Source organism: Cupriavidus numazuensis, assembly GCF_905397435.1.
Lineage (GTDB): Bacteria > Pseudomonadota > Gammaproteobacteria > Burkholderiales > Burkholderiaceae > Cupriavidus > Cupriavidus numazuensis.
This window is the reverse complement of sequence record NZ_CAJPVI010000025.1, coordinates 1-12,382: the sequence shown is the minus strand read 5'-3', so window position 1 is coordinate 12,382 and position 12,382 is coordinate 1. Positions and strand designations below refer to the sequence as shown.

Below are 12,382 nucleotides of genomic sequence, written 5' to 3'. Positions count from 1 at the left end.
CGTGAAGCTGTCCTCGGCAGCGGCGGGGTGTCCAGTGTCTTGCTCATACAGGCTCCGTGTCTTCGGCCGGTGCGGTCAACGCAAAGCCGGCTTCATCCGCCTCCCGCGCAAGCACGGGCAGGCATGCATAGTCCTGCGGTTGCACTGCGGCAAAGCGCGCCAGCCCTAGTTGCGCCAGTAGCGTCACGCCCAGCGGATCGCGGTCCATGGCCAGCAACGCCTCTCGTAGGCGGGCACACGACTCGGCGCCGATCTGCGCGGATGCGACCAGCGGCGGAATCGGCGCGGCTGGCGTGTGGTCCAGCGTCCGCAGCCGCGCGACGCGTTCCGGCGCGTAGGCGCGCAGCAGGTCCAGCACATAGCTGTCGACCACGCCGACCTCGGCCGCGCCGTCGATCACCGCGTCGATGGTCGCAAGCGGTGTCGGCGTGGGCCGGGCGGTCGGCCGGTAGAGCGTGCGTGCCCCGGCTGGCGCCTGCCGCATCAGGAAGTGGCGCGGCGCGTTGTAGCCCGAGTTCGATTCCGGCAGCATGCACGCGAGCCGGTCGCCGAACGTCTGCGCCAGCGTTTGCGCAGGCGAATCGGCACGCACGATGAACTCGCTGAAATAGATCGGGCGTCCCTGATAACGCGGCCCGGCCGGCACCGGCGCGGCAAGCAGTTCGCGCCCTTCCGGCGCGCACGCATATGGATAGCCGCACATGAATACGCAGCCGCAGTCCGGCCGCGCCCACAGCGCGCTGACCGGTGCCGGCGCGGCATGCTCGACATAGGGCATGTCCACGCCAGCGCAGTCGGCGACACGCGCAAACAGCGCCTGCCAGGCGCGCGCCACCGGCGCGGCCACGGCATACATGCGTGCGCTCGCGATCATGCGTACACCAGCCGCTGGCCCAGCCCGCGCTCGCCTGCCTTCTGCAGGATGGCGTGACCGAGCGCAATGTCGCTCAGCGACAGGCCGCGGTGCCAGAACAGGTTGGTCTCGTCGTCGCTCTGACGACCCGGCTTGCGGCCGGCCGCGATCTCGCCGAGTTCCGCATACAGCGTCTGTTCCGACAGCTTGCCCGCTTCCACATGGGCACGCAGCGAGCCGAACATGCCGCCCTTGCACTGGCCCCAGTCATCGACGACCAGCTTCGTCATGATGTCGGTCAGCGACAGTTCCACCGCACTCATGGTGCCGTACGGCACGACGAACGCGCCGCGCTTGATCCATTCGGTCTTGAGCATCGGCGTCGGACGGTCCAGGCGTGAGGCCTCGACCACGATGTCGGCATCGCGCACGCACGATTCCCAGTCCTCGGTCACGACGATCTTCTTGCCGAGATCGCGTTCCAGCTTTGCCGCGAAGGCATTGCGGCTTTCCGGGCGGCGCGAATGCACGCGGATCTCGTCGAAGTCGAACAGGCTATCGAGCAGCCGGACGTTCCAGTAAGAGGTGCCGCGCGCGCCGATATGGCCCAGTACCTTGCTGTCGCGCCGGGCAAGGTGCTTCGCACCAAGCGCGGTCAGCGCGCCGGTACGGGCGTCGGTGATGAACGTCGCGTCGATCATCGCGACCGGCATGCCGGTGCGCGGGTCAAACAGGTTCAGCATGGCCATTTCCGACGGCAGGCCAAGCTTGTAGTTGTCGACGTAGTCCCCGACGATCTTCACGCCGGCCAGCCCGAGCGGTGCCACGTAGCCGCGCAGCACGTTGAAGTGGCCATTGAAGGCGGGATCAGGCATCAGGTGCACGCGTGGCTCGATCACGGTCTGGCCATTGCCCTGCGCGACCAGCGCCTGTTCGACTGCCGCAATGATCTCGGCATCGGTCAGTTCCAGGCGTGCAATGTCCTTGCCGTTGATGTAGGTGAGGTGGATGTCGCTCATACAGTCTCCTGTCCGTTTGGTCGTTTGGTTGTTTGGTCGGGTGTTGAAAGGCCTGCCAGGTCGGTGCCTCATGCATCGGAAGCGGTTGCGCCCGAGCCCTTTCGCGGTGCATTGCTTCGCTTTGGTGCAGTGCGCAAGGCCTTGATTTGCTGGGCTTCTGAAGCGTTTCGGTGGATTCAGTGTAGGTACGCCGGCCTTAACTGTCATATGCTTATATATGCACCATCCATAACACTGTGTTAATGCTATGAAGATGAACCTCCGCCAGATCGAGGTGTTCCGCGCGGTCATGCTGACCGGCTCGGTCAGTGGCGCGTCAAAGCTGCTGTACGTGTCTCAGCCCGCGATCAGCCGCCTGCTTGCGCATACCGAGCAGCGGCTCGGGCTGACGCTGTTCGAGCGCACCAAGGGGCGTTTGCATCCCACGCCGGAAGCGCGCCGGCTGCTGAGCGAAGTCAATGTCGTCTACGAAGGCGTGGAGCGTGTCAACGAGATCGCGGAGGATCTGGCCGCGAACCGTACCGGCAGCCTGCGCATCTCATGCAGCCCGAACCTCGGCCAGACAGTGCTGCCACGTGCCATCGCCGGATTCCGGCGCGCACACCCGGCCGTGCGCGTAGTGGTGCGCACGCAGATTCCGGTCAATATGCTGCGCGGGCTGATCTCCGGGCAGGTAGATCTGGCCGTATCGAACATGCCGCTCACGCACCCGAACCTGGAATCGCGCTTGCTGGTAAAGAACCCGATCGTCGCGTTGGTTCCGGCCGGTCACCGCCTGAGCGCGCGCAGCTCGATACGCCCTGCCGAACTGGCTGGCGAGGATCTGATCGGATACGGTCCAGACGTGCCGTTCGGGCTGCTGGTGCATGAGGTGTTCGGCAGTGAAGGCAGCCAGCCGGACATGCGCGTGCAGGTCGAACAGGCCCACGTGGCCAGGGCGCTGGCCCAGGCCGGCGCGGGCATTGCGCTGGTCGATGCCATGACGGTGCTGGGCCAGGACTGGCCCGACCTGGTGGCGGTGCCGATCCGTACCAGGGTCAATGCCTCGGTACAGATATTCCATGTGCAGACCGAGCCGTTGTCTCGGCTGGCGCTGGCGTTCGTGGATACGCTGACGGCGATCATGGAGCGGTAGCCCACAGCACGGCCTGCCGCGCAAGCTACAGCAATGACGTTCGGAGGGGCCCCGCCGTTGTCCGCGCGGCTACGCGAAACTAGAAGCGTTCGGGCACGCGATGGTACGGATGGTCCGACTCCTTGTAGTTTCCCCGCTTCTGCCGGGCCGGCAGCTTGGGTGTCTTGCGCGAAATCGCCTGGTACGGGATCTTGTCGAGCATATGGCTGATGATGTTCAGCCGTGCGCGCCGCTTGTCGTCCGAATGAACGATGAACCACGGGGATTCATCAGTGTCCGACGCCGCGAACATGGCGTCGCGCGCGCGGGAATAGTCGTACCAGCGCGAATACGACTTGAGATCCATGTCGGTCAGTTTCCAGGTCTTGCGCTGGTCGGTGATGCGCGCCTGCAGTCTGCGGGTCTGCTCCGCTTCGCTGACTTCGAGCCAGTACTTCAGCAGCAGCACGCCGGACTGGATGATGGCGCGCTCGACCAGCGGCACCGCGCGCAGGAAGCCGTCGACCTGCTCCTCCGAGCAGAACCCCATGACACGTTCCACGCCGGCGCGGTTGTACCAGCTCCGGTCGAAGATCACGATTTCCCCGGCAGCAGGCAGGTGTGAGATATAGCGCTGCACGTACATCTGGCTCTTTTCGCGTTCGGTTGGCGCGGGCAGTGCCACCACGCGGAACACGCGCGGACTCACGCGTTCGGTCATGGCCTTGATCACCCCGCCCTTGCCGGCGCCGTCGCGGCCTTCGAACAGCACGCAGACCTTGGCACCGGTGGCCTTGGCCCATTCCTGGAGCTTCACCAGCTCGACATGGAGGTGGTACAGCGCTTCCTCGTACTGCTTGCCGGACATCTTCGCGTCAGTGCCAGCATCCCCACCGGCATCATTGGTACCGTGCTTTTCCTGTTTCTTTTTGCCCATGAGCAGTCTCCCGTGGCTGACCGGCCCCGCCGGCCCACGTTCTACTTTGGTGCTTCGGAGGCCATAGGGCAAGGCTTCGTTACGCTCGCCGGAGGCGGCGCCCGGAAGCCCGCCGGCAGGCCGGCCACGGGGGTGCAGCCCTGCAGCACCACGCCAGGCAGGTACTGCGCCACGCACGTGCGCGCGGCGATCAGTGCGTCGAGGTCGATGCCGGTATGGATGCCGATCGATTCCAGCATGAACACCAGGTCTTCGGTGACCACGTTGCCGCCGAGTCCGCCAAGCGAGGCATGGATGACGGTCATGCCCGCCTCGACCGCTGCAAGCGCATTGGCCAGGCCCAGTCCACGCGTATTGAGCAGGTGGATGCCCGGCGCCCTCTGCACGCCTATGGCCAGCCAGACCGCCTGCGTCAGCCGGCGCACCTGCCGGGGATCGGCGCAGCCCGCCGTATCGCACAGGACAATGTCTTCGGCGCCGGCGGCCGTGAGGGTCTCGGCCAGGCCGGCAATGGCGGCTTCGTCCGCGGGCCCGGTCAGCGCGCAGCCGAATGCCATCTCCAGCCGCACCTGCAGGCGCGGGCGTGCCTGGCGCGGCACGGCGTCGATACGCTGGGCGATCCGGCGCACCTCGCGCAGCATCTGGGCATGGGTGCGGTTCATGTGACGCAGGCTGTGGGCTTCGTCGGCGAAGACGGGCAAGGCGATCCGGTGCACGCCGGTGGCAAGCGCGCGCTCGGCGCCCATGAAATTGGGCACGCGGGCGGCAACCCTCAGCCCCGGGAGCGCCAGCGCGTGTGCCACCGCTTCCGACAAGTCGGCCATCTGCGGCAGCACACCGAAAGCGGCAAGCGAGCCAATCTCGATATCACGCAAGCCCGCGGCCGCTTCGGCGGCAATCCATGCCTGCCGGGCGGCAGCTGGCAGCCGTTGGCGCAGCGACTGCAGGCCGTCGCACAGCCCCGCTTCGCTGACCACCACGCCGACGGGCGAACGCGTTGCCGTCATGGTGCTGCCTCGTCCGTGCCGCGCTGCTGCGCCGCAAATGCCCGGACGATCTCCCCGGCGCCGGCGCTCCAGACCCCTTCGCGGGACATCACGTACTCCAGCGCCGCTTCCAGGTAGCGGATGCGGTGCGATTGCCCCAGCACCCATGGATGCAATGACAGCGAAAGTATACGACCGCCCTGCTCGCGTGCCTCGTCAAGCAGCAGATCGCAGGTGTCCGCGAACTGCCTGAGCCAGGCGCCCTCCGCATGGAAGTTTTCCATCAGCACGAATCGGTCTTCCTGCTCGCTCGACAGCGGCATTGACCACAGGTCGCCAAGCCGGGTGTGAAAGCGGTACGGCATGTCTTCATTGCCGCCATCGCAGAAGTAGTCGATACCCTGTGCGCGCAGCAACTCCGGCGTATGCGCGCTTTGCAGGTGGCCGGGCCCGAACCAGCCGCGGATATCGCGCCCGCTCACGCGGCGCAGCGCATTGAGCGACGCCGCGGTCTGCGCGCGCTCGTCGCTGTCTTCCGGCAGCCCGACCGCCTGGTCCGGGCCCTCCGGGCGGGGCATGTCCATGTGCCACGAATGGCCGATGATCTCGCTGCCGCGCGCGACGATTTCCTGCATCAGCGCCGGGTATTGCTGCGCCAGGCGCGCGTTGCACGCGAAGGTTGGCCGCACGCCATAGCGGTCGAACGCCTGCAGGAGCCGGTAGATGCCGATCCGGTTGCCGTAGTCGCGCAACGTGTAATGGCGCAGGTCCGGAGACAGGATGGCCGGGTGCGCGGTCGCGTCGGCCAGGTCGTCCCCGGCATGAAGAGGAAGCCACTGGAGGCTGACGTTGACCCACACGGCAAGGTGCTTGCCGCCAGGCCACGCGACCGGGCGCCGTTCGGCTAGCCGGGACCATGCGTAACGGTCGTGCTCAATGTCCGAATCGCGCTTCGGGTATTGCAAGGTATTCACATCCAGGGACATCAGAAGTCGTTCCGCGTTGAAGATGCTAATTCCGTCGATGACGTGATTTCACCCGCGGCAGGAGGGCCCACGGGGGTGTCGCGGTGGTACTGCGGCTTTGTCGCGGCGGGCTCCGCAGACGTGTGGCAGGAATACGGCGGGGATCTGCGTCGGGATATATGCTGCGGCGATTTGCACGGCACCTGCGCCGCCGCGGCATCGCCTTGCCCCGTGCAGGCGCGGGCAATGTCGGGGTCGCGCAATATGTCCGCGGAACCGCTTGCGACCAGGGTGCCGCTGGCAAGCACCACCACGTCATGGGCCAGCTTCGAGACCGCCGGCGCGAAACGCTCTGCCATCAGCACCGTCACGCCGTCCCCGCACAGGCCGCGGATGACAGACGCCATGGCCGCCCTGTCCCGCGCGTCCAGACCTTCCAGCAAGCCGTCGAGCAGCAGCAATCGGGGCCGGGCCGCCAGCGCGCAAGCCAGTGCCAGCCGCCTGCGCGCGGCCGGTGCCAGGCAGTTCGCCGCCTTATGCAGATGGGGTTCCAGGCCAAGGCGCCGCGCCACTTCGTCTGCCTGGGCGAGTGCCACATGATGTCCGCGCACGTGCCACTGCGCCGCGCTGGCAATGCGCTCGCGCACGGTCCGCACGTCGGGCTTCGGCACCGCCGGGCCGACTCTCCATATGCCGAGCCGGTTTACCACATGCGGGGTCAGGCCGCTGATCTGGTGGCCGTCCAGTTCCACGGTGCCTGAGCACGGCGCCAGGTGTCCCGACAGGATGCCCAGCAGTGCCGATTTGCCCGCTCCAGTCGGGCCTACCAGCGCAGTGACATGCCCGCGGACGAGATTCATACAGACATTACCCAGCACGGCATGGCCGCCAGGCCGGAAGCTCAGGCCATGGGCCGTCAGCATGATGTCCGGCTTCATGCCCGGCTCCCGACAGCTTCGCCGTTGGGCATTTCCACGAGGCACCAGGCAGGCCCGCAAGGATGACCCGGATCGGCACCGGGCCAGGACAACGTATAAAAAACGCCGGCTGCCGCCGCGAATGCGGCGAGCACGGCAATGGCCGCCAATTGGCCGCGCACTCCCTCAATGCGCGGCACTTGCGCTCCACCTTTGCGGTTGCGCCCCGCTAACCGGCGGGCCCCGTAACGCAACAAGTGCCGCCGTTCCCCGAAGAACAATCTCGCGGCGGCAGACACAAAGGTGCAACTCTGGCAGCCGGCCTTGCCGGCAAACAGGAAAGCGAAAAATCGGGGCACGGCGCGCGGCGGCTTGCCGGGAGCGGCGCCGCTCGCGGCATGGATGCCCGCGGTGCGGCCGACGTGGCCGGTGCGGCCGGTGCACGGCGTCGAGTGTTCAATGCTCATCTGTGCGCCCCCTTCTGCCCCGGAAACGGTCACCGCAGGCCGGTCGTGATGTCGCTGGCCAGCCAGACGCGGGTGGTTGCCTCCCCCGCGCGCGTGAGTGCCATGCGGTAGTCATAGCAATGCGGCCGGTACAGGCCATGAAGCCACTGGACGGGATAGCCGTCGACATCGCGCACCACGCGCACCACTGACAGCAGCGCGGACCCTACGGGCTCGTCCAGCAATGGCGCCACCACGGCATCCGCGGGACAGCTCGACACCGACTGCTCGGCCGCGCCGATCCGTATGCCGCCTTTTTCCAGCAGCGACAGCATGGGCTGCTGTTCGAGGTCGAGCGGTGTCAGCAACGGTGACAAGTGAGTCGGCAGATAGGTCGTGATCAGCGATACCGGCTTGCCCTGATGACTGCGCAGGCGCACGACGCGCAAGGCATGCTGCCCCTCGGCCATTGAAAGCCCTGCCGCGGCGTCGGGCGGGCACGGCTGCACTCCGTACTCGATCAGGCGCACGGACGTCTGCTCGGCCGAGGCGATCAGGTTGTCCAGCAGGCCTTGAATCCTGGGCTGGCTTTCCGCGCGGCTCGGGTGATCGAGCTTCACGAAGGTGCCCTGGCCTGGGCGCCGGTAGACCATCCCCTCCCTGACCAGTTCGATGATGGCGCGGCGCACGGTCACCCGTGCCACCTGGTATTGCTCCATCAACCTGAGTTCGGGCGGAAGGCCGGATCTGTCATAGACCCCGCTGACGATCTGGTGGCGCAACGCCACATAGATCTGGTGGTAACGGGGCATAGGCGAACGAGGGCTGTCCATAATCATTTTTTGGTTATCCGAGGGCGTCAAGCCGATGCCGGCATAGCCGCCGGCAATACCACTGCAGGCAGCGCATGCCATCCCTGGCTTGAGTTGCCTAAACTGGTGGATTCTCGAAATGACGCTAAAGGTATATCAGACGTATTGTTATCTCAACGGGACATGAAATAGGACATCGTAGATATTTACCCCAATGCAATTCGTTGAGGCAAATTGTCCTAATGTCTCCATTTTTCGGCATCTTGTGCCTGAAGCTGCTGATATTGCGCAACAACGTTCATATCGCCGAAGGACGAAAGGGCTATCGACCAGCTTTTAAAGAAATTTAATAAGTGATGCGGAAAATATCCTTTCGCCGACCCGACGTGGATTTTTCATGCCTGCGCTGTCGATTGGCTGTCATTTCCCTGTCGATTTCCTGTCAATGCGAAATCTATTAAGGAAGGAGGACGGAATTATTTATGGAATTACTGAATCCCGCTGTGAAATGTTCGTATTTACACCAATGGAAATACGGGGACATTGCTAAAGCGGCACACACGGGCAAGCGGTCGGTCGCGACGGGCGTACAACAGGAAAGTGATGTTCTGCTCGCTCGAGGGGGCACACCGGATTTGTCATGACGGCATCGGCCCATCGCCGCTATACTAAAAATGCTGCAGAGCAGCATTTCCTTGGTCGACTGAACGCTTCTTCGGAGTCAGCGATGTCCTTATGCGATCTTTGCCTGGCACAGATCGACCGGCCCGGCCATGTCCCGCCGCATGCACGACTGGTCAAGCGCGGCCAGGTCCACACTGCCACAGGGCACCACGCCTTTGCCTACCGGTGCGAAGACTGTGGTCACGCCATCCTGCTCACTGCCGCGCATCAAGATGCGCCGGACCGGTGGGTACTGGGCGATGACATTCCCGGCGCCGCCTGACCGGGGCGCCGGAAGACAGGCGTCCGCCTGCTATTTGCTGCTGCTGCGATCGTCGCCGCCGAGCGGGTCGACGATGATCATGGTGCGGTCCAGCACGCCGCGATCGTCAAAATAGGCACTGAAATGCGCGGGCTGGTAGCCGGCGACGTATAGCCGGTATGACCAGGCCTCACGCTTCATCAGCGGGTAGTACTGCACCGGCTCGCGTGGCATGCCGAAGCGCTCGGCCACGTCGCGCTTGGTCCAGACGCCGGGGCGCGCGGTATAGATTTCTTCCTCGGTCAGCATCTGCCGGAATTTGGTCAGCTTGCCGGCCGCATCGAAATCAGCGGCGTAGACGGCGAAGCCAAGCGGCTGCTTGGAGTAGATCCAGCGGCTGGTGCCGTCACTGAGCGGGTAGGTCTCGGTAGGCTTGCCGAAGGCATCGCGCACGCTCGATTCCGGGCTGCCGATCATCTTCTGCGCGGTTTCGACCGGCTGCAGCGTTGCGCACGCACTCAGCACGAGGGCGGCGGCCGCCAGCCACCCGCCAGTTCGTATTTGCATGACCTTTCTCCAGTGTCAGCCTGGGCCGCGGCGCCCATGCCTACGACCTCAGGATAGGCTGCTCGCGCACGAATTGCCGGGCAGCTCTACGGGTAAACGCGTGCCACGGGCCAAATATTCCGTCATCCGCAATGCCGATCCGCAAATTTTTCGCCACGTGAGGGATGTGACCGGCTTGTCACCCGATTTTCGCACCAAAATTGGGCGAACTGGCGATGTCCGCGCAAGAAATGCGGTGGAAGTCAGCCGCCCGAAAGCAAAGTCAGGCAAAATTCGGTGTTTGCCGGTGGCTGAATGGTCCCAGCCGCCGGCGCGTGGTTCCATTTGTCGTTCTATTCTTTGACATCCCCCCGATCCAGAGGCAAGCAATGAGTACGCAGCAACCCACCATCATCTACACCCTGACTGACGAAGCCCCCCTGCTGGCGACCAGTGCTTTCCTACCCATCATCCGCACGTTCACCAAGCCGGCCGGTGTTGACGTCGTGACCAGCGACATTTCTGTCGCTGGCCGCATCCTGGGTGAGTTCCCCGAGTTCCTGAGCGAAGAACAGCGCGTGCCGGACAACCTGGCCGAACTGGGCAAGCTGACGCAAGACCCGGACACCAACATCATCAAGCTGCCGAACATCAGCGCTTCGCTGTTCCAGCTGACCAGCGCGATCAAGGAACTGCAATCGAAGGGCTTCAAGGTTCCGGACTATCCGGAAGACCCGAAGAACGACGAGGAAAAGTCCATCCAAAAGCGCTACTCGAAGGTACTCGGCAGCGCCGTGAACCCGGTTCTGCGCGAAGGCAACTCGGACCGCCGCGCACCGGCCGCCGTCAAGAACTACGCCCGCAAGCACCCGCACAGCATGGGCGACTGGAGCATGGCCTCGCGCACGCACGTGGCCCACATGAAGCACGGCGACTTCTACCACGGCGAAAAGTCGATCACGCTGGACAAGGCGCGTGAAGTGCGCATGGAACTGGCCACCAAGAGCGGCAAGACCATCGTGCTGAAGCCGAAGGTTTCGCTGCAGGACGGCGAGATCATCGACAGCATGTTCATGAGCAAGAAGGCCCTGCTGGCCTTCTACGAAGACCAGATGGAAGACGCACGCAAGACCGGCGTCATGCTGAGCCTGCACGTGAAGGCCACCATGATGAAGGTCTCGCACCCGATCGTGTTCGGCCACGCCGTCAAGGTGTTCTACAAGGACGCCTTCGCCAAGCACCAGAAGCTGTTCGACGAACTGGGCGTGAACGTCAACAACGGCCTGGTCGACCTGTACACGAAGATCGAGCAACTGCCGGAGTCGAAGAAGGAAGAAGTCATCCGCGACATGCACGCCTGCCACGAGCATCGTCCGGAACTGGCGATGGTGGATTCGGCCAAGGGCATCTCGAACCTGCACGCGCCGAACGACGTGATCGTCGACGCCTCGATGCCGGCCATGATCCGTATCGGCGGCAAGATGTGGGGTGCCGACGGCCGTACCAAGGACACCAAGTGCCTGATCCCGGAATCGACCTTCGCCCGCATCTATCAGGAAATCATCAACTTCTGCAAGACCAACGGCGCCTTTGATCCGGTGACGATGGGCACCGTGCCGAACGTTGGCCTGATGGCGCAGAAGGCGGAAGAGTACGGCTCGCACGACAAGACCTTCGAAATCGCCGAAGACGGCGAGGCCCGCATCGTCGACAACGCCACCGGCGAAGTCCTGTCCGGGCTGACGCAGAAGGTCGAGCAAGGCGACATCTGGCGCATGTGCCAGGTCAAGGACGCGCCGATCCGCGACTGGGTCAAGCTGGCCGTTACGCGCGCGCGCAACTCGGGCATGCCGGCGGTGTTCTGGCTGGACTCCTACCGTCCGCACGAGGCCGAGCTGATCAAGAAGGTGGAAACGTACCTGAAGGACTACGACACCAAGGGCCTGGATATCCAGATCATGTCGCAGGTCCGCGCAATGCGTTACACGCTTGAGCGCGTGATCCGCGGCCTGGACACCATCTCGGTGACCGGCAACATCCTGCGCGACTACCTGACCGACCTGTTCCCGATCATGGAACTGGGCACCAGCGCCAAGATGCTGTCGATCGTGCCGCTGATGGCGGGTGGCGGCATGTACGAAACCGGCGCCGGCGGTTCGGCTCCGAAGCACGTGCAGCAGCTGGTGGAAGAAAACCACCTGCGCTGGGACTCGCTCGGTGAATTCCTGGCGCTGGCGGTGTCGCTGGAAGAACTGGGCATCAAGTCCGGTAACGCCAAGGCCAAGGTGCTGGCCAAGACGCTGGACGCCGCGACCGGCAAGCTGCTCGACAATGCCAAGAGCCCGTCGCCGAAGACCGGCCAGCTCGACAACCGCGGCAGCCAGTTCTACCTGTCGATGTACTGGGCCCAGGAACTCGCCGCGCAAACCGAAGACGCCGCCCTGGCTGCTACCTTCGCGCCGCTGGCCAAGCAACTGACCGACAACGAGAAGACCATCGTTGGCGAACTGTCCGACGTGCAGGGCAAGCCGGTTGATATCGGCGGCTACTACATGCCGGACGCCGAGAAGCTGTCCGCCATCATGCGTCCGAGCAAGACGCTGAACTCGGCGCTGGATTCTGTCCAGGGCTAAGACAGGCAATTCGTTCTGCCGCGGGCGCCAGCTGGCGCCTGCCTGAAGCCGGAGGTTGGCATTGATGATGCCGCCTCCGGTTTTTTATTGGTTCATCGCCGAATTGCCGGGGGATCGTTCTTGGCGGGCGCCGCTGTTTCGCCGGCGTAGCCGGCGAGTCACTTTTGTCCGAGCGACAAAAGTAACCAAAAACGCGTTTTGGTTGCCCCAAAGGGGCGAATTTTTATCG

General features: G+C 64.3%; 11 protein-coding genes. 3 read left to right on the top strand and 8 right to left on the bottom strand.

Going from position 1 to position 12,382, the window contains the following annotated elements; translation table 11 throughout:
• Nucleotides 1-43: 43 nt before the first annotated feature.
• Together KHO41_RS19900 and KHO41_RS19895 are read right to left on the bottom strand one after the other, a co-directional pair.
• Nucleotides 44-874 carry a phosphate/phosphite/phosphonate ABC transporter substrate-binding protein gene (locus tag KHO41_RS19900; protein ID WP_211955010.1) on the bottom strand — a complete coding sequence of 277 codons (831 nt, stop codon included), beginning with the start codon at nucleotides 872-874 and terminating at the stop codon, nucleotides 44-46.
• Entirely contained in the window at nucleotides 871-1,872 is a 1,002-nt protein-coding gene (locus KHO41_RS19895) for an ornithine cyclodeaminase family protein (RefSeq protein WP_211955009.1), read from the bottom strand. The genes KHO41_RS19900 and KHO41_RS19895 overlap by 4 nt, the downstream gene beginning before the upstream one ends.
• 247 nt (nucleotides 1,873-2,119) lie before the next feature.
• Between KHO41_RS19895 and KHO41_RS19890 the strand changes: the two genes are divergently transcribed.
• The gene (locus KHO41_RS19890; RefSeq protein WP_211955008.1) at nucleotides 2,120-3,007 is read left to right on the top strand and encodes a LysR substrate-binding domain-containing protein; all 888 of its coding nucleotides are present in this window, start codon (nucleotides 2,120-2,122) and stop codon (nucleotides 3,005-3,007) included.
• Nucleotides 3,008-3,086: 79 nt separating this feature from the next.
• Here the strand turns inward: KHO41_RS19890 and ppk2 are convergent, their stop codons facing one another.
• The 5 genes from ppk2 to KHO41_RS19865 form a co-directional block, all read right to left on the bottom strand.
• Entirely contained in the window at nucleotides 3,087-3,923 is an 837-nt protein-coding gene (ppk2, locus tag KHO41_RS19885) for a polyphosphate kinase 2 (protein WP_211955007.1), read from the bottom strand.
• Nucleotides 3,924-3,964: 41 nt separating this feature from the next.
• A complete protein-coding gene (locus KHO41_RS19880; RefSeq protein WP_211955006.1) occupies nucleotides 3,965-4,930 on the bottom strand; it encodes a beta/alpha barrel domain-containing protein in 966 nt (321 codons plus the stop codon).
• On the bottom strand, nucleotides 4,927-5,895 hold the full coding sequence (locus tag KHO41_RS19875) for a polysaccharide deacetylase family protein (RefSeq protein ID WP_211955005.1): 969 nt from the start codon (nucleotides 5,893-5,895) through the stop codon (nucleotides 4,927-4,929). The genes KHO41_RS19880 and KHO41_RS19875 overlap by 4 nt, the downstream gene beginning before the upstream one ends.
• On the bottom strand, nucleotides 5,895-6,812 hold the full coding sequence (locus KHO41_RS19870) for an ATP-binding cassette domain-containing protein (protein ID WP_211955004.1): 918 nt from the start codon (nucleotides 6,810-6,812) through the stop codon (nucleotides 5,895-5,897). Before KHO41_RS19870 ends, KHO41_RS19875 begins: the two co-directional genes overlap by 1 nt.
• Before the next feature lie 475 nt (nucleotides 6,813-7,287).
• Entirely contained in the window at nucleotides 7,288-8,049 is a 762-nt protein-coding gene (locus KHO41_RS19865) for a GntR family transcriptional regulator (RefSeq protein WP_244873916.1), read from the bottom strand.
• 640 nt (nucleotides 8,050-8,689) lie between these two features.
• On the opposite strand from KHO41_RS19865, the gene KHO41_RS19860 reads away from it, so the two are divergent.
• Nucleotides 8,690-8,995 (top strand): hypothetical protein, encoded by a 306-nt coding sequence (locus tag KHO41_RS19860; RefSeq protein ID WP_342344471.1) that lies wholly within the window; start codon nucleotides 8,690-8,692, stop codon nucleotides 8,993-8,995.
• A gap of 30 nt (nucleotides 8,996-9,025) precedes the next feature.
• Here the strand turns inward: KHO41_RS19860 and KHO41_RS19855 are convergent, their stop codons facing one another.
• A complete protein-coding gene (locus tag KHO41_RS19855; protein WP_211955002.1) occupies nucleotides 9,026-9,541 on the bottom strand; it encodes a hypothetical protein in 516 nt (171 codons plus the stop codon).
• 368 nt (nucleotides 9,542-9,909) lie between these two features.
• On the opposite strand from KHO41_RS19855, the gene KHO41_RS19850 reads away from it, so the two are divergent.
• A complete protein-coding gene (locus KHO41_RS19850; protein ID WP_211955001.1) occupies nucleotides 9,910-12,153 on the top strand; it encodes an NADP-dependent isocitrate dehydrogenase in 2,244 nt (747 codons plus the stop codon).
• Nucleotides 12,154-12,382: the final 229 nt, after the last annotated feature.